The 19,093-nt window shown below is 37.7% G+C and carries 14 protein-coding genes; 2 read left to right on the plus strand and 12 right to left on the minus strand.

Annotated features, from left to right (window positions below; translation table 11 throughout):
* Positions 1-59: 59 nt before the first annotated feature.
* The 8 genes from AC4CUY_RS14120 to AC4CUY_RS14155 form a co-directional block, all read right to left on the minus strand.
* The gene (locus AC4CUY_RS14120) at positions 60-1,070 is read right to left on the minus strand and encodes a YeiH family protein (RefSeq protein ID WP_490774295.1); all 1,011 of its coding nucleotides are present in this window, start codon (positions 1,068-1,070) and stop codon (positions 60-62) included.
* Entirely contained in the window at positions 1,063-1,392 is a 330-nt protein-coding gene (locus AC4CUY_RS14125; RefSeq protein WP_490774296.1) for a Rieske (2Fe-2S) protein, read from the minus strand. Before AC4CUY_RS14125 ends, AC4CUY_RS14120 begins: the two co-directional genes overlap by 8 nt.
* A complete protein-coding gene (locus AC4CUY_RS14130) occupies positions 1,389-2,054 on the minus strand; it encodes a DsbA family oxidoreductase (RefSeq protein WP_490774297.1) in 666 nt (221 codons plus the stop codon). The genes AC4CUY_RS14125 and AC4CUY_RS14130 overlap by 4 nt, the downstream gene beginning before the upstream one ends.
* Positions 2,054-3,397, minus strand: coding sequence for an MFS transporter (locus tag AC4CUY_RS14135; RefSeq protein WP_336951592.1), 1,344 nt, complete (start codon positions 3,395-3,397; stop codon positions 2,054-2,056). Before AC4CUY_RS14135 ends, AC4CUY_RS14130 begins: the two co-directional genes overlap by 1 nt.
* 117 nt (positions 3,398-3,514) lie before the next feature.
* Positions 3,515-4,567: a beta-keto acid cleavage family enzyme gene (locus tag AC4CUY_RS14140; protein ID WP_336951594.1), complete on the minus strand. Its 1,053-nt coding sequence runs from the start codon at positions 4,565-4,567 to the stop codon at positions 3,515-3,517.
* Between the two features lie 64 nt (positions 4,568-4,631).
* Positions 4,632-5,480 (minus strand): TauD/TfdA dioxygenase family protein, encoded by an 849-nt coding sequence (locus AC4CUY_RS14145; protein WP_419328587.1) that lies wholly within the window; start codon positions 5,478-5,480, stop codon positions 4,632-4,634.
* A gap of 11 nt (positions 5,481-5,491) precedes the next feature.
* On the minus strand, positions 5,492-6,472 hold the full coding sequence (locus AC4CUY_RS14150; RefSeq protein ID WP_490774298.1) for a quinone oxidoreductase family protein: 981 nt from the start codon (positions 6,470-6,472) through the stop codon (positions 5,492-5,494).
* 560 nt (positions 6,473-7,032) lie between these two features.
* Positions 7,033-8,376: a putative bifunctional diguanylate cyclase/phosphodiesterase gene (locus tag AC4CUY_RS14155; protein ID WP_490774299.1), complete on the minus strand. Its 1,344-nt coding sequence runs from the start codon at positions 8,374-8,376 to the stop codon at positions 7,033-7,035.
* A 983-nt stretch (positions 8,377-9,359) separates the two neighbouring features.
* On the opposite strand from AC4CUY_RS14155, the gene AC4CUY_RS14160 reads away from it, so the two are divergent.
* Positions 9,360-11,543, plus strand: coding sequence for a solute carrier family 23 protein (locus AC4CUY_RS14160; RefSeq protein WP_336951602.1), 2,184 nt, complete (start codon positions 9,360-9,362; stop codon positions 11,541-11,543).
* A 304-nt stretch (positions 11,544-11,847) separates the two neighbouring features.
* Here the strand turns inward: AC4CUY_RS14160 and AC4CUY_RS14165 are convergent, their stop codons facing one another.
* Positions 11,848-12,816, minus strand: coding sequence for an esterase/lipase family protein (locus tag AC4CUY_RS14165; RefSeq protein WP_490774300.1), 969 nt, complete (start codon positions 12,814-12,816; stop codon positions 11,848-11,850).
* A 1,175-nt stretch (positions 12,817-13,991) separates the two neighbouring features.
* Here AC4CUY_RS14165 and sbmA point away from each other — a divergent pair.
* On the plus strand, positions 13,992-15,188 hold the full coding sequence (gene sbmA, locus AC4CUY_RS14170) for a peptide antibiotic transporter SbmA (protein WP_490774301.1): 1,197 nt from the start codon (positions 13,992-13,994) through the stop codon (positions 15,186-15,188).
* Positions 15,189-15,663: 475 nt separating this feature from the next.
* Here the strand turns inward: sbmA and phnX are convergent, their stop codons facing one another.
* From phnX to AC4CUY_RS14185, 3 genes are all read right to left on the minus strand, one after another.
* A complete protein-coding gene (gene phnX / locus AC4CUY_RS14175) occupies positions 15,664-16,479 on the minus strand; it encodes a phosphonoacetaldehyde hydrolase (RefSeq protein ID WP_336951607.1) in 816 nt (271 codons plus the stop codon).
* A gap of 194 nt (positions 16,480-16,673) precedes the next feature.
* Complete coding sequence (phnW, locus tag AC4CUY_RS14180) at positions 16,674-17,807, minus strand: 2-aminoethylphosphonate--pyruvate transaminase (RefSeq protein ID WP_419328583.1); 1,134 nt, start codon at positions 17,805-17,807, stop codon at positions 16,674-16,676.
* A 55-nt stretch (positions 17,808-17,862) separates the two neighbouring features.
* Positions 17,863-19,017: a TIGR03364 family FAD-dependent oxidoreductase gene (locus AC4CUY_RS14185; RefSeq protein ID WP_483770805.1), complete on the minus strand. Its 1,155-nt coding sequence runs from the start codon at positions 19,015-19,017 to the stop codon at positions 17,863-17,865.
* Between the last annotated feature and the right edge of the window lie 76 nt (positions 19,018-19,093).

Here is a 19,093-nt window from a genome sequence, read left to right on the forward strand (position 1 = left end):
TTGCACCTAGCAAATTTTTTTATTGCGCCTTGCAAAACTTTTATTCAATGAATGACCAATTAAAACAACCAATGCATCAGGCTTAATACCAACAATACCAGAAAAATACTTTCTCCAATCATCAGCAGTATCGGTTTTATACCGACTGTTGCTAACTCTTTTAATTGTGTTTTCATCCCTAAAGCACTGATCGAAATAATCAAACACCAACGAGATAATTCATTTATTCCACCTTGAACGAGTGTTGGCACCCCTCCAGTACTATTAATACATGCGAGAATCAAAAATCCCACTGCAAACCATGGCAACAATGGCGGTCTTTTCCCAGTAGACGGCGAACCTTGCCTACGAGTAATCATGGCTGCACAAATGATGACGGGTAAAAGCATGGCAACGCGCATCAATTTCACCACTGTTGCAGTATCACCTGTTTCTGTAGACATGCTATAGCCTGCCCCTACCACTTGGGCCACATCATGGATAGTTGCACCTAAAAAAATTCCAGCATGTTGAGGGGTTAATTCTAACCATCGCGCAATCATCGGATAAACGATCATTGCCAAAGTTGATAGTGCGGACACCCCAATCACCGTGAATAAGGTTGCTTTTTCTTTTTGAGGATGACTTGGTAAAGCAGCAGATAAGGCCAATGCTGCGGAAGCCCCACAAATGGCCGTCGCTCCTCCTGTCAGCATACCGAAAAACTTATTAAATCCAAGCACTTTGGCTGTAATGACTGAAGCTAGAATGGTAATAACAACTAATGAAATCACCAAAACAAGGGGTTGCCAACCTAGCGCAGTCATTTGCTCAAGGGTAATTCGCATTCCGAGTAAAGCGATCCCAAAACGCAGTACTTCTCGCGCAGTAAATTCGATACCCGCTTTACACTTTCCTTCTGTTGCAAGAAAGTTCACACCCATCCCGAGCAACAAAGCGAATAACATCACTGGCGCACCATAATGCTCAGATAAAAAACAGGCCGCTGTGGCAACAACAGTACTGACAATAAATCCTGGCATGAGTTCACTTAGACGTTGTCGCCAAACAATAGGAGCTAATTTACTCATCAAACGCGGCTCCCAAATCTAAACCAATAAAGACATTTTCTCCAATCACCTCTACTGGGTATATTTGTACTTTCAGCTGTGTTGAATTGAGTAAATAACCATTTACTACGTCAAAACGTAAACCATGTGCACAACACTGAATCACTTTGCCTTCCAATTTTCCATTGAGGAGAGAAGCACCTTGATGTGGGCAACTGTCTTCAATCGCATAAAATTGTTCAGCAATATTAAATAAAATCAGGGATTGGTCACCAATCATCAAAAAGGATCGATTGCCTAAAGTTGGGATTTTTTCTTGAGGAACTTGAAAACGCAAGGTCATACCATTTGTCCTTGTGCTTGTGCTTGTGCTTGAAGCGTATCCAACATTGCTTGATAAAGTGCACTTGCAGGTTGTGCCCCAGCCATTGCAAAACTTCCATCAAAAACAAAATACGGCACCCCTTTACCCCCTGTATCTGCTGAGATAAAAGGAACAAATGGCTTGGCTAAAATACTTTCAACTACCTCATCCGCAAAACCACAATACATGGCTATTTTCTGCAATGTTGCTAACTCACCTATATTTTCCGAATGATGAAAATAGGCTGTGAATAGCGCATCTAAAAATCGCTCACTTTGATCTGAATGATATACTTTTGAAATGTTTGCAAAAAAATGATGCGCCATAGCTGTGTTTGGCATACGCCGAATCTGATCAAAATCAATATCGACATTGACCGCTTTCGCGGCTTGACGAACTTGAGTTTGGCGCATTCGAACCGCTGTTGAACTGCCTAATCTTTGTAAATAAAAGGCACCAAAAGGAACCCCCAACAGCGGAATATGGGGTAAAAGCTGTACACCACGCCATTGGATATTGACCACAACATCTGGATCACTTTGTTTTAATTTTTGAATCGCAGTCTGTAAATGACGTTTTCCAATCACACACCATGGACAGATAAAATCAAAAAAAACTTCAATATTCATTTTACGCGTCATTATTGATTACCCATATTGCATGACTGTGCTTGTACTGTTTGACCTTGTCGTGCTGTTTGTACATTAAAGTTTTTAATATCATTGGCATAATGGCGTTTTGCATAGAAGAATACGGCAGCAGCCACAATGCTCATCAGTGGCATCAATTGAAAAGCGTGATGTAAACCGATTAGATCAGATAGCTTCCCAATCACTAAAGGTCCTAAAGCTAAGCCGAGAAAATTATTTGCTAGAGTTAAAGTTGCAAATGCTGTGCTATGTACAGAATGATGTGTCAGGTTGGCAACCATTGCGCTGGATGGTCCATTGGTACCCAAAGCGATAAACATCCCAATACAAATCATGATCAATTGAGCATTTCCGACAGACATGGCAAAAGCGATGAATAGCAACACACAACCGATCAAACAAAATGCAATCGCCAAACTGACTTTTCGGTCTGGTCGATCTCGTCCTAAACGATCACATAACATCCCACATAAAATCGTACCAACTGCACTACTGAGTACAACCATTGCTGCGACCAACCCAGCTTTATCTGTCCCCAATCCGTAATATCGATTGAGATAACTGGGAAGCCAAACGATGACCGTACCACCCACAAACAATTGCAAGCCACTGCCAATATAAGTGGCGATCACAGACCGACTTGAATAAATCGATCTCAAAGGACTTATCGACTTATCCTGTTTCTGTTGGATCTTAATTTTTCGCTGAATGCTTCCTATCTTGTTTTCTTTAACCACAATAGGGTATAAAAATGCCAGAATCAGCCCAAAAACAGCCATTCCACCAAATGCCCAACGCCAACCAAAATGCTCAGCCATGACACCACCTAAAGCCATGCCTAAGAATGAACCAAATACACCACCTGCCATAAAAGCACTTGCTAAAGTTGCACGCATATCACGGGGGAAAACTGCTACAACAACAGCTATCCCGACACTACCATAGGCAGCTTCGCCAACACCCACCATAAATCGGGCAATAAACATATGTTGATAACTTTCAGCAATTGCACAGCCTAAGGTTGCCATACTCCATAATACGGCCATCAAAGTTAAGCTTTTTACTTTGCCAAAACGATCTGCCAAGATCGATAAAGGTAAGGTTAATAAACCCACCATCAACGCCACAATCCCACTTAATAATCCGAGTTGGCTGTCTGTTAAAGCCCATTCACTTTTGACCAATGGAAATACTGCATTTAAGACTTGCCGTGACATATAGTCAGAAATCAACAAACCAAATGTGAGTGCAAAAACCAACCATGCATATTTACGTGGTATGCCAACCGAAGTATCTACACCGCCCGTAGGACTTGAATATTGATGCGCATCCATACGTTCTCCTTGTGTTTTATAATTTATCATTGATTTTTTTGATGACTACGCGACTTCACCGTAACGTAATCCTCTGGTTCTCACTGTTTGAATCAAAAATCCTTTAGACTCAAAACATTATTTACGCTGTGGAACACCCTTTTGACCAGCTTTACGATTGGGCGCCATACCATTTTCCAACAAGGTTTCTTCAATCGTGTCGTATTGCACGCCAATACGATAAATTTCACGTGCTTCTTTACCTGATGCGACTTCACGACCTAATTCATGGGCAATACGCACAGTCTGTTGAATTTGCTGTACTGAAGAAAAACGTTGCCCTTGATGATCGATAATGGTGTCTTCATTTCCGACACGTGCATGTAAGCCCATCGCCATTGACATGGTGTTAAACGGCAAAACATTTTTAAGTAAAGACTCTGAAGTTAAAGTACAGCCATCAGGTACGCGATGAATAAAGTTAAAGAAGTTAAAAGGATTTGGCCCATCAAAACCGCCCCCAATTCCAATCCATGTTAAATTCAACGGACCTTTATACAGCCCTTTACGCACCATACGTTCCAGCGTTTCTAAACCATGCATCCCAGTTAACTGGAAATGCGGTTGAATGCCATTTTGAGTTAAACGCTTTAAATGCTCTGCTACCCATGCTGGGCCTGCTGGTACAGTCATTTCAGCATAAGCAGCCTGAATTGCTGGATGAGACAAAGAAGTGCCTTCTAAATATTCAGGATAGAGCAACTCCATAATATTCATTTGAGTGGTGTTGATTGCCACGGTTACTTGGTCTGGTTTTGGCATTAATTCAGCCAGCATATGACGCGTATCATCGCTTAACCAAATTGCAGCCTCACCTTCACTTTCTGGAGCAAAAGAAATTGATCCACCCACTTGAATAATCATATCAGGCACCGCTTCACGCACACCGGCAATGAGTTCATTGAACTTAGACAGACGTTTCGAACCTTTCCCATCTAGTTCTCGAACATGCAAATGGAGGACTGAGGCACCTGCTTCATAACACTCTACCGCTTTTTGAATTTGTTCTTGCATTGTCACGGGGATATCTTCAGGAAAATCCTCAGGCATCCATTCAGGCCCATAAGGCGCTACCGTAATCACCACTTTGTCCATGTTTTCAGGGTGTAATGAGTCATCAAAGAATTGCATAAACATCTCCATATGTATTTTAGAATTAGGGTTTGGATAAAATCTTTAACTGCTACTGCTACGCTTAGTAAGTTGCATCGCCAATAATGCCTGCCCGTTCCATTTTTCGATGACATGGTGGATAGTCCATTACGGCATAATGTTGGGTACTGCGATTGTCCCAAATTGCGATACTATTCGGTTTCCAACTCCAACGAACTTGGTACTCTGGAATATAGGCTTGGGTAATTAAATAACGCAGTAAATCGGTTGCACCAGGATTGGCATCTTGTCCAAAACGAACGTGTTCTTTGGTATGGTAGTTACTAAAATGAGTGGTAAACGCGTTGACATAAAGAATCTTCTCACCCGTTTCTGGATGAGTACGTACCACAGGATGTTCTGCATCAGGAAACTGTACTTTTAATGCCAAACGTTTTTCAATCGGCATCATTGCGCCAAAACTGGCTTCAATACTGTGATAGGCACGTAAATTTGCAATTTTTGTTTTGATTTCTATAGGTAAATTTTCATACGCCATCACCATATTGGTCCACATGGTATCGCCACCCACTGTCGGACATTCAATACAACGTAGCACACACCCCATTGGCGGAACTTTGCGCCAGCTTGCATCGCTATGCCAAGCATTTTCATAACGATCAATTGGACTCTCTGGGCTTTTATAAATTTGTACCAGTCCAGGATGCTCTGGATGGCTTCCGACAGCAGGATGACTTTCTAGTTGTCCAAAACGCTCAGCAAATGCCACATGTTCTGCTCGGCTTAGGTCTTGGTCTCTTAAAAATAAAACCCGATGCTTTAACAAATTCTGATGAATTTCAGTAAATAACCCATCATCGCCAATGGCATCAGCCAGATTTACACCTAACAATTCTGCACCGATATTGCAACTTAATTGTTCAACTTGCATAAGACATCCCTTCAAATTACAAAAATTGATGATCCCGTGGTTTTACGTGCTTCTAGATCACGGTGAGCTTGAACTGCATCCTTGAGTTCATAGCGTTGATTGATTTCAATTTTGATGCGTCCATGTCGGACATGATCAAATAACTCATTGGCAAGTTCTTGTTTTTCTAAAGGATCGACAATGAAATCTGCTAGTGCTGGGCGGGTCATATATAAAGAGCCTTTCATTGCCAATAAGACCGGATTAAATTCTGGAATTGCACCTGAAGCAGTCCCTACACAAACCAATAAGCCACGGCGTTTTAACGAATCAAGCGATACCATAAACGTGTCTTTACCGACACTATCAAAGACCACATTTACCCCCACCCCATCGGTTAATTCTCGTACTCGTTCTGCAACATTTTCATAACTATAATTAATGACATGGTCACAGCCATATGTACGGGCGATTTGTGCTTTTTCTTCTGAAGAGGTTGTACCAATCACTATCAATCCGAGTAACTTTGCCCATTGAGAAACAATCAAGCCCACACCACCAGCGGCGGCATGTAATAAAATGCTGTCCCCTTTTTTAAAGTCATAAATACGACGCATTAAATAAGCCGAGGTTAAACCACGCATGGTCATTGCTGCGGCTGTTTCACAAGAGATTTCTTCAGGTAGTTTGATTAATACATCAGCCGAGATTAAACGTGCAGTGCTATAAGCACCTAAAGTATTTAAAAAGCCGGTATAAGTGACTCGATCACCCACTTGAATATGATCTACCCCCTCACCCACAGCTTCGACTACACCAGACGCTTCTACGCCCATACCATTTGGCAGTGGAATTTTATATGTACCATCGCGAAAATAAGTGTCAGCATAATTTAATCCAACTGCCACATGACGCAGACGCACTTGTCCTGCTGCTGGTTCACCAACATCAATGTCTTCATATTGCAAAACATCTGGTGTTCCTGTTTCATAAAACCGTATTGCTTTATTCATGCCATTTCCCTATCCATGCCGTATTTTTATCAATATTTAAAAATCATGATTAAAACTACAACACAGCAGATGCAGCTCACTTTACATAACACGACACTGACTTAGCATTTTACGACACGCTTGTTTTTAAAATTGTAAGCTAGTTGAGTAAGGCACTGTTTTTAAATTATTTTATGATTTTAAAAACAGATCACCTATGTTGTTTTTTTAAAACTTATACTTGTATATCTGTGACCACCCAATTGGTATGGGAAATTTTAGCTGTAAGCCTATTTCTTGGAAATTCTAGAATTGAATCAGTCTTTAGAGTAAATAAATCATTTCACTTATTGTTTTAATTTTTAAACAGGTTGAGACTTCTGAACAATTTAAAATTCAGTTTTAACTTTCAATAAAACTAGAATGATCCACCTCTAAAGACTTATCACAAAACTTAGCTAACTTAGAAAATATTTAATTTAAACCCATTTAATTCTTAAAGGCTTTCACAATACAACCATTGAATCAAAGATAGATCTAAAACAGCCTATTTCTTATTCTTATGATTTTTCTCGGAAACATTAATGCTTTTCCTCAGCTATTTTATGCATAAAATCCGTTAAAGGCATAGGACATCCCCATAGGTAGCCTTGAAATTCAGTACAGCCATTTTCTTGAAAGCGATTAAATTGCTCATAGGTCTCAATCCCCTCAGCTAAAACACGCAAGTTTAAATCAAGGCCAATTTTAACAATTCCATAGACCAATTTATTACAACGTTCATCATCTAAAGCCGCTTGTACAAAACTCTGATCAATTTTGATCTGGCTAATGGGCATTTTCTGCAAATAGCTTAATGATGAATAACCTATGCCAAAATCATCTAAAGCAAGCTGAATGCCATTTTTATTCAGCAAACTCATTTTTTCTATAACACTTTCAATATTATTTAACGCAACCCTTTCAGTTATTTCTAATATGAGTTGGGATGGAAGCACTGCATTTCTCTCCACCATAGAGGTCACGATTTGCTCAAAATTCTCTTGCATAAAATGATCAGCACTTATATTGACTGAAAGTGTAAGATCTTTTGTAGATTCATTTTTACTCCATTGTTGTAATACTTTAGTTGCCTGAATCAGTATCCAATCTCCAATTTTAGGCATTAACTCCAAAGTTTCTGCGACAGGAATAAAATCGTTTGCTGGGATATATCCAAGCGTCGGGTGATGCCAACGTAGCAAAATTTCAGCACCTATAATTTTTTCAGAAGAATTTACTTGAGGTTGATAAAAGAGCTCAAACTGTTGTTTTGAAAGTGCCAAGCGTAGATCATGTACCAGCTTACTTTCTATCTGCAATTCCAATTGCATGACAAAAATTGATATACACATCATAAGCGTGGCAACAGATATTGCAATCCAACCACCATAAGCCCGAATACTTTCAGATAAAGGTATTGCCGCATCCAAAGTAAAAGCACTTCCACCAAAAAAGATAAAAGCAGCTATCGATAAGATAATTAAAATCAACTGTAAAGCATTGGGATCTCTTCGATAATTCAAATATCCCAATATTGCTCCTGCTGGAAGAAATAAATGTGAAACTCTAGGATGGTCTAGTGTGGCCACATCAAATATTAAGCAAAAAACTACAGGAAAAATAAAGAGGACGACTTGTGAAAGCAATATACCCGCTGAAATCCGATGTATATAAATCAAAAATAAACTGAAGATAGACATTGTTGTAAAAAAAATATCAATACAAACAATGAACCACATCTTTGCAAAGCTGAAATATATGGTCCAAAATAGGCAAAAAGCGATACAAATAGCAATATTTGCTTTAGCCGCAATCGTTATTTGCTGGTTTTTTATGGCATTGAAATATTTATTTTGGTTTTTTAAATAGGATAAAACGACCATAAATCACTCCATTACAAATATTTATTGATCAAGTATCCACATTGTTTTTATATACAATTTCAGAATCACATCAATAAACACTAAGCTATTAAAAATACTTATAAATTATAAATATCTGACTTGTTAACATGCTTGATTAGCTTTAAAAAACGACTGTCGTTTTCAATTTAGTCCTTTAAATAATTATCCGTCTAGTAATCGATCAATTTATATTTTTTGACATTTATAGCTCAAAAGTGTTCAAAATCAATATTGTGAATAATATTAAAAATAGTCATAAAGGTAAAAAGTATTTTTTAATGAAATTGTATATGCTCCAGCATCCTGCTAAGTGAGTTGTATTAAAAAGATAGCTTTAATTGAAAAACTATCTTAGACAAAAACAGAATATACCATGTTTTTTCACATGTTACGGCGCCAACAGATGAGTAGATAAAATAAATATCCACAAGCATTGTGTAGTTAAAACAACGCAATACTCATTTTCACCCACTCAAATAAACAACCAAATTCACGTGAAAAAACATATTTTCTAAAATATTTCATAAACCCTACAAAACCCAATATAAAAAAAATATAAGTTTTACATCTGAATAATTTTTTGGAAAAACATATCATGTCCCCAAGTAAAACTTACCTATTTAAAACAAATACATCACCATTCTCTATTACTCAAGCAATAATTTATATAGACTGAATCAGCACTTTTTAGCCTATAACTTTAAAAATCAAATTAAAATTAACGTATTAAAATATTTATAATTTAGCTAATTTTTCGAATTAATGTTTAAGAATTTCTTTAATATTCAGAAAAATTTATCATTTGTAAAGCTGATATAGAGTTTCTTTCATAATCTGTTGTCATTTGGTCTTTATCAAAGTCTAAGGACACATTCTCATCTAACTTAGGCAAGTTTGGTGTACAGCATGAAATAGACTGTCTCCAGATGCATATCAAACTTATAAATTTGCCGAGAATATTTATGCAACAGGAATTAGTGCCCAAAAGAAAGTTTTATACAAATGATTTGCTCTCAGGTTTAGTTGTTTTTTTAGTCGCTCTACCGCTCTGTTTAGGTATAGCCAGTGCCTCAGGTGCACCATTAATTTCTGGCATTATTGCAGGTGTTATTGGTGGAATCGTTATAGGTTATTTGAGTGGTTCTCATATCAGTGTCTCAGGTCCTGCTGCTGGACTTACTGCTATTGTTTTAACGCAATTGGATAAGCTTGAAGGCAATTATCAAGCTTTCTTATTTTGTTTGGTTTTAGCAGGTCTCCTCCAATTATTTTTTGGATTATTTCGCTTAGGAACATATTCAAATTTTATCCCAACCAATGTGATTATGGGGCTTCTTGTTGCCATCGGGTTAATATTGATCATCAATCAGCTTCCTCTGCTCTTTGGGATCAAAACTGAAATTCTTCAACAACGTTGGAACGAAGGGATAGGCCTACTACAACACCTTGATTATGGTGCGGCAATCATTGGTATTTCTAGTGTATTCATTATTTTATTGTGGGATAAAACACCTTTAAAAAAAATGGTGATCCCCTCTGCGCTTATTGCGGTTATTTTTGCTGGGTTATTAAATTATTTTTTTATCAATACAAATTCCAGCCTCGCAGTCAGCACTGAACATTTAGTCAATCTTCCCAATATCTTTTCAGGTGTTGAATCAATTATCAGTTTCCCTGACTTCACTCAATGGAATAATCCTATTATTTATACAGGCGCCATTACACTCGCAATCGTCGCCTCGCTTGAAACGCTATTAAATCTTGAAGCAGCGGACAAAATGGATCCGCAAAAGCGGGCCTCTCCGCCGAACAAAGAGTTGGTTGCTCAGGGTATCGGAAATACCATGTCTGGTTTAATTGGAGGTATGCCGATTACTTCAGTGATTGTTCGAAGTTCAGTCAATGCAGCAAGTGGCGCAAAGACTAAATTCTCTGCAATTTTTCACGGTATTTTATTGATTATTGCAGTTTTATTTCTAACACCATTAATCAATGTTGTTCCATTATCTTCCCTTGCCGCCATTTTAATTTTAACTGGCGTGAAATTAGCAAGTCCTTCACTTTTTAAACGGATCTATGGTCAAGGATGGAAACAATTTCTACCTTTCATTGTAACGGTTATTGCAATTATTGCGACTGATCTGCTGATCGGTATTTTGTTGGGGTTGTTGATTAGCTTTATTATTGTATTAAAAAATAATTTATTCCGTGGAGTTCGTATCATTCATGAAGCACATTTGCATGGAAATATTACCCGTATTGAACTAGCACCCAATATTAGTTTTTTAAATCGTTCGGCTTTGGTTTCTGCTCTAGAGAAAATAGTCAGTGGTGATACCGTAGTGATCGATGCATCAAATACCTACTACATCGATCCTGATGTATATCAAGTGATTAAAGACTTTAGAGATGAAACTGCTACAGAAAATGGGATTGATGTAAAACTTATTGGATTTAAAATACATTATCCTGAAATTAAAGAAGAAGAACTGGATATTGATGTCAGTACTCAGGAAATTCAACGACAACTTACGCCTTCGCAAGTATTTGAGCTACTCAAAGAAGGTAATCAAAGATTCGTTAACCATGAACGTATTTATCATAATATTGCTCGTCAAATTCAGGTCACTGCACAATCTGGACAGCATCCATTTGCAACTGTTTTAGGTTGTATGGATTCACGTGCGCCAACTGAACGGATTTTTGATGTCGGAATTGGTGACCTATTTAGTTTACGAATCGCTGGAAATATTGCGGGTGAAAAAGTATTAGGTTCTTTAGAGTTTGCCTGTAAGAGTAAGGGCTCAAAATTAATTTTAGTATTGGGACATACAGACTGTGGTGCTGTGACTGCTGCTTGTCAGATGTATGAACAAAAAAAGGATATCACTCAACTGAGCGAAACCCCACATGTACAATATTTCCTGAAACCGATTATGCAGGCAGCTGAAAACGTACATAAAGAAATGACTGATTACCAACTCACCAGTAATTTCATTCAAGCGGTGACTATTGCAAATGTACAAAATAATATTGCCTATATCTTAAGAAATAGCCCAGTACTGAAAAAGATGGTCGAAGAAGGTGAAATTGGCATTGCAGGTGGTATTTATGATGTAAAAACTGGAAAAGTAGATTTTTTATAAAGTCGATACCAGTATAATCTCATTGTGATCTGTATAAGGATATCAGCATAAAGCTGATCTTAAAGGCAAGTGTAGTGATCGACATGGATGTCATCTTCGCCCCTTTTGCAAGGATCTCTAATAAATCTTTATCAGCTTTCTATTCATAAATGAAAGAATCTAAATCTTTAGTAAAAATTAAACTGAAAGCCCATCACTATACTCTCAACAAAACAAAAGAAGCCTGAATATTCAGACTCCCTTCCCTTATGATGCGCTTGATATTAATTTTGAAAATATTAGGTCTATTTCTTTAAATATTTGCTTATAGCCCTTCAAGTTTAAGACGATTGACCTGTTGACGATAAAGTGACACAGGATCTGGTCCAAACCATGCTTTTAAGCCCAAAATCTGATTGATTTCGTCTAGGTGCGTTTGATTATAGTCGTCTCTAATCACTTGTCCAAAATGTGCATTGCAACGGTTAACCAAGCCATCATTGTCATTATTTTTATAAGATCTTGGTGCCATGGTGGAAATGGCAACGTCAATGACATCAAGTAGATTGGTTGCTTGAGCTTTACCTGTCCACGAGTAATGATATACCCCATTACTGGTAATCTTCTGACCGTTACCACAATCAGATGGGATTGCTGCAGTTGGGAATCTTGCATTGAATTCTGCAGAACCCTTTTCACTTAATGATTTTAATGAGCGATCTAGACTAATCGGCAAATCAGGATTACCTTGTAGGAGTAATTCCACTGGAGCAACGATATACTGTCCTAAGACGGTAAATAAAAATTTCTCAGCAGGATTATCCAACATGTCATCTCCCACTTTGGACCCTTTAAACGTTCCAGCAACAGCAGTGAGTGAAGCAACTTTTTCAGGTGCAATCGCTTCAATATAACGAATGGTCGGTCCACCATGACTATGACCAATCAGATTAACTTTTGACTTTCCCGAGAGTGCCAAAACTTCATCTACTTGTTGTAGCAACTGCTCGCCACGAACTTCGGTGGATTCTAGTGGAGAAACCTGGGTTGCATAAACCGTCGCACCATTACGTGCCAAATCAGGAAGCACCTGATAAAAATAATCCATCCCAAAAGCTGTCGGACCGAGTCGAGTAAAACCAAACATCCCATGGTTAAATACAACAGGATATTTGGTTTTTGCATAATCAGAAGCCACATAGTCGCTGCTGACGCTGTTTAAACCAGAAGCAAAAACTGGCATAGCCAATGTGGCCAAAGCCACAATACTAGCGGTGAGTAAAGTCTGTTTCATATATTTCCCTGCTATCTTGATTTCTTTTATTAAGAAATAAGCATCATTCACGTTATAAATCCTCTATAACCATGCATTTTTTGTTTTTTGCATAGTGCTCCTCATAAATAAAGCTATCATCTAAAAGCCTTATTTACTCAATCCTATTTACCCTCCTTGGTTATGGATATATTCAAAGTTGTGTAGGCACAATTATTCTGGTTGATTGCATAAATGAAATGACTGCATTTGTTTGACTAAATCACGCAGTGTCCTTATATCTTTTAGTTTTGACTGTTGCTGAATTTCTTCTTTTCGGCCTTTCTAAAATCACATTAAATTATTTTTCCAGTTTTGAGCTTACTCAGTAGCTGAAAGATTTTCATGATCTATCACGTTTATTCGCTTGACTGTGTAAATATTGTAAGCTGCTTACTTGTCTAATTAGATCGCTAGCCTCTTCCCCCAGAAGAAAGAGGTTTTGTAGTGGTCTTAAATTAAAATAAGCTCATTGATAATATTTAAAATATTCCTGAATTATATTACGGGGCGTTGATGACTTCGTTGCTTAGGATATGAACAGAACGAAAAGTAACTCATCAGTTCATTTTACTGAAAAAACTGAGATATCACTTTAGAGATGTTGTGTAAAGCCAAGAAAATCGTCCAGTTGGCTAAATACCACCTAAACAGATAGATGTGAATAGTCATCATTGTTTATTAGTATGGCATTTAATTACTTAACTATAAAAACCTTACATTTTTCAAAAATTACCACTGCATTCCCTTGCAACCTGCTTAAATACTTTTACAAAAAACAATTCCATTACTTAAATATTGATTTAACTTGTCCGTTTTAAAATTCATTATTTTTAAAAATTTCTCTATAAAATCAAAATTTTACTGAAAATACACCTCAAACGATACAAGGCAAAACTCAGATTTCTCTTATGATTTAAAGTACATTGGTTAAATGATAACTGCTAATTTTGTTGGACAATTTCGATTGTAACTATCCCAAAAAGTCATTTAGTACAGAACGATAAGTTCACATTCAGCTTTTATTTTTTAAATTTCAGATGAAATGAAAACTCAACATTAGAAATGCACTTGAATGCTACTTATTGTTATATTATAACATAACATTTAAATAATCTCATTAACTGCGTTCCTTTAAGTCACAGGGCATTTTTTACATGTTTAGGTCGTTTTTTCCCAATCCAAAGTGGTTTTTTTTATCTTTAATTACTTGGTTGATTATTAATTTATTTTTGTGGAACTTTGGTGGAAGCCATTGGGGTGAGTTTTTAGGTTTACCCAAAGGTTATGCAAATTTAGAACTTCCCATAGGCGTTAGTCGCTTCTGGTCACTCTCTTTCATATGGTTTTATTTATGGTTCTTCATCTCAACATCTATTTTTGCAGGTTTTTGGCATTTAAAATCAGATAACCGTTGGCAAAGATGGTCCGTATGGGGGTCATCATTTATTCTATTTAATATCTGGTTTGGCGTTCAAGTAAGCGTCGTAATCAATGCTTGGTATCAACCATTCTATAACCTTATTCAAAACATGTTAGAAAATGGTGGAGGTGATATTAAAGAACTCTATATGGGAACAATTACTTTCTTATTGATTGCTCTAGTTGCAGTTACTTTAGCTGTAATCAATTCTTTTTTTACCAGCCATTATGTATTTCGTTGGCGCACAGCTATGAATGAATATTATACCAAGCACTGGCAAGAACTACGTCATGTAGAAGGTGCTTCCCAACGTGTTCAAGAAGATACCATGCGTTTTGCAACAATTTTAGAAGACCTTGGTGTAAATTTTATTAAGGCGATCATGGTCCTAATTGCTTTCCTGCCTATTTTATTTGAACTTTCTAAACAAGTAACAGAATTACCACTGGTTGGAAATATTGATCATTCTTTAGTCTGGGCAGCAATCATATGGGCAATATTCGGTACAGTTTTACTTATGCTGGTCGGGATTAAATTACCCGGTCTACAATTTAATAATCAAAGGGTTGAAGCTGCTTATCGCAAAGAATTGGTTTATGGAGAGGATCATGAGCAACGGGCACAACCTAAAACATTAAAAGCACTATTTGGAAGTGTTCGGCAAAACTATTTCCGATTGTACTTTCATTACACCTATTTTAACCTTGCAAGCATCTGGTATATTCAATTAGATATTTTGTTTAACTTATTCGTTTTATTTCCATCCATTGCAGCTGGAAAAATGACATTAGGACTCATTACCCAAATTACCAACGTTTTTGATCAAGTACGTCAATCTTTTCAATATTTGATTAACTCTTGGAAAACAATTATAGAGTTACTTTCCATTCACAAACGCTTAAAAGCTTTCGAATCAATTTTAGATAAATAACATTAAGACTAAATTATCTTCTCCTGTAACAGCTTTGAAATGTGTTGATCGTCTTTATACTGATTTTTGTATGATTGATGTGGCTGAGAAAGGTGTGAAAGTCATTGAAAACGTAGACAGTTTAAGCTTTGACGAATTGCAGTCGATAACTGGATGCGAAGTTGATTGATGTAACTATATAAAACCTCCCTTCGTCCCTCATGAAAGGGGGGTAACTTAAATTGCAAAACATTGGATGGAAGCTATTAGGCAACATAAGTTTTATAAGCATAATTTTGGAAAACCGTACTCACTTCCTTATAAAATCGATTTAACTCATAGCTTGGTCTACCACAAACAACCAAGCAAACACTCAAGTTAATTAAACAATTTCTCATGGATTCATCATTTTCATGCAGCATGAGGAAATTAAAAAAAGAATTGATACTTCAGCACTAAAAAAATACCAGTCATAAAGACTGGTATTCATCATCTGTTAAGGCTTTTCACCATTTGCTAAACGCTGTTCAATCGCATCCAATACCGCAGGTAAGTCAGCAATACTATCAATCACATAATGTGTACCTGAAGCATTCATTTTTGCGTATGCTTTTTCTTTTAAACTTAGTTGTTCAGACGCTGAAAGTGCAGACCATTCTTCGAAGCTTAGCCCCACTTCATTCCCACTAACGGCCAAACCCACAGTCCAACAACCAGCGTTTAAACCTTCTTCGATGCCGACCACTGTGTCATCCACTTTCACCACATTTTTAACATCTAACACATCAAGTTCGATTAAGTTTTTCCACAACATTTCAGGATATGGACGACCATGTTTCACATCACTGGCTGTGATAGTACAGTCAGGCACATAGCCTTGATCAGCTGCATCTTGCATCAATTGACCAATCATCATCGAAGCATAACCAGTATTACTGCCTATTTTTGCACCACGGGCACGAATATCAGCAAATGCCTCTAATGCCCCCGGAATCAATTTTGAGCAGCTTGGGATGCTTTTCAATTGGTATGGAATAAAGTCCTGATATAAACGGTCAATATCCGCCACAGTCACTTCAGCACCATGTGCCTGTTTCCACGCATCTGCAACACGTGGCATTTTCAAAACTGCCGCAATGTGATCGCGTTTTTCCAAACCCATTGGCGCACGTGCTTCTTCAATTGAAATTTCAACTTTATTATCTGAAAATAAGGCCATAAATGCTAAAATTGGTGCACGTGAACCAAAATCTACTGTTGTACCTGCCCAATCAAAAACCACGGCTTGTAATGCTGAAGTTGAAGTGTTCATAAGTTTGTCCTATTCATTTCTCAAAGTTAAAAATAGCTATCTTGCGTAAGTTGAGTTTTGCGTAATATTTAATTTCAAATGGAAGCGCCCGCTCCTTTCAAAGGAGATAGCTAGGGAGAGGATTTATAATCTCCCCCCATCCAAACCTCCTTCCTGAGCCATAAATGGCGCAAAAATGAAGTTGTGAATTCCAATCAAATTCGATAGTGCTCAATCGCTGTTAAAAGTCGTTCAATATCATCTAAATAAATCTCTCCGATATTGCCGATACGGAAGCAATTTAAATCGGTGACTTTGCCGGGATAGATCACAAACCCTGCTTGTTTCAGATTTTCATACAAGGCTTGAAAGCTAAAATCGACTTCATTTGGATATAAAAATGTAGTGATAATTGGAGATTGTGGTGCGTCTTGATCTAAGACCATTTCAAAACCAAGCGCTTGCATACCTGCAGCTAAACGTTGTTGATTATGGAAATAACGCTGATAACGAGCGGTTACTCCACCTTCTTGTTCTAATTCTAAAAGTGCTTGATAAAAAGCACGCACCACATGAGTGGGTGAAGTAAAACGCCATTTACCATTATGCTGTTCCATGGTGTTCCATTGGTCATATAGGTCTAAACTGACTGAACAAGCCAAACCTTTGCACGCTTGTAATTGCTCACGTTTTGCCAAAATAAAACCAAAACCTGGTACACCTTGGATGCATTTATTGGCACTTGAAATCAAGAAATCAATTTCAAGCTCTGCAATGTCCATTGGTACACCACCAAAAGAACTCATCGCATCGACAATCCACACTTTGTTTTTGGCTTTGACAATGCGTCCAATCGCTTGAATTGGATTTAATAAACCTGTGGTGGTTTCGCAATGCACACATGACACATGAGTGATATTGTCATCTTCAAGTGCTTTTTCGATATCAGCCAGTTGAGGGATTTGCATTTCAGGGTAGCGTAATTCCACCACGTCAATTTTTAAACATCGAGCCATTTGCACCATGCGTGCACCATATGCCCCGTTATTGATAATTAAAATTTTACCATCCTTTGGAATCGCCGAACCTAACACTGCTTCTACAGAGAAACTCCCACTGCCTTGCATCAACACAGCACTATATTGTTCAGGTTTTGCAGTTGCCAACGCCACCAAACGACTGCGGATCTCCTGAACCAATGCGTTATATTCTTTGTCCCAAGTACACCAATCACGTTGCATCACACGACGCACACTTTTCGAGGTAGACAATGGTCCCGGTGTCAACAGTAAGTATTTATTTTCAACATCGTTTTCAATTGTGTTTGCAAGTTCAATTTGTGCGTTCATTTCGCCTAACCTTGTTCAATTTCATACAGTATAAACAAATCTGGTTTAAACCAGATTACAAAATATAATTTTCTAACATTTCTTTCATAAATCCTGCGCCTGTGGTCATGCCTTTGCCTGCAATCGCACTAACAAGGAAAATATTGGTTTCAGCTTCTATCACACATGCCAATTCCGTAGGATGAGTCAGATAGTAACCATTCCAACGAGATTCAATTTCAGGTAGTTCTAAGCCAATATTTTCTTTGCAATATTGCAAAATGAATTGGTTAATTTCTTCACGTTGATTAAATTGTGGTATGTCTTCAATCGGATAATATTCATGGCTATCGCCCAAAATAATTTGTCCGAATTCATTTTGTTTAATCAGGATGTGAATACCGTATTTTTCAACTAAACCGATTTGTGATTCATTGCGTAAATCTTGATGACTAGGGCAAATCTCAAAAGCGGGATAACGAGAGATCGACAATCCTGAATAAATCGAAGCTTTAAGATTGACTTTTAGCGGTTTGGTTAATGCCATTTGTAAAGTACAACGTAATAAACCTTTTTGTTGTAAGAGCTCGGGATACAAGGATTGTGTCTCTTCACCATGACAAATCATGACTTTATTTGCGGTAAATGTTTGACCTGATGCCAAGCGAATATGCGCCATGCCTTGATCAAAGTTCGTCAATACCACAGAAGCATTGCAATGAATGTGTACACCAAGTTTTTCGGCATATTGCAACAAACGCAATCCCACCAAATGTGGCTCAACTGAATAATCTTCATGAAACACCATACCGCCACGTAGCGCAGTTTCTGGGTTTAAATAAGCATATTGATCAAACAGTTGCTGCTTAGACAATAGACTTACAGGAATCTGATAATCAGCTGCAGCTTGAGCAAACTCGTTTAATACTTGCCATTCAAGTTCAGTATTGGCGAGATACAAGCCGTTTCGCTGTTGAAACGAAATATCGGTTTGTGCCTGAATCCGTTGATAAAATTCACGGGTCGCCAAAGCATATTCACGCCATTTCGCATCAGGACGGCTTAGAGTCGAAGTCCCAACCATGCCAAAGTTACGGCGAGTCGCACCTATAGGTTGTGCATATTTTTCAAAGACTTGCACCTTTAAACCTTGCTCTGCCGCTTGGATTGCAGCCGATAATCCTAAAATGCCTGCACCGACAATAATTAAGTCAAATTGTGCTGTATTCATTGTCTTTTCCACCTTATCTACCTTTTTTAGGACGCAAAATCCCCAGCGCCTAAAAGAAAGCGTTCAATTCAAATGA

It is taken from the genome of Acinetobacter sp. 778_lipA, assembly GCF_058242985.1.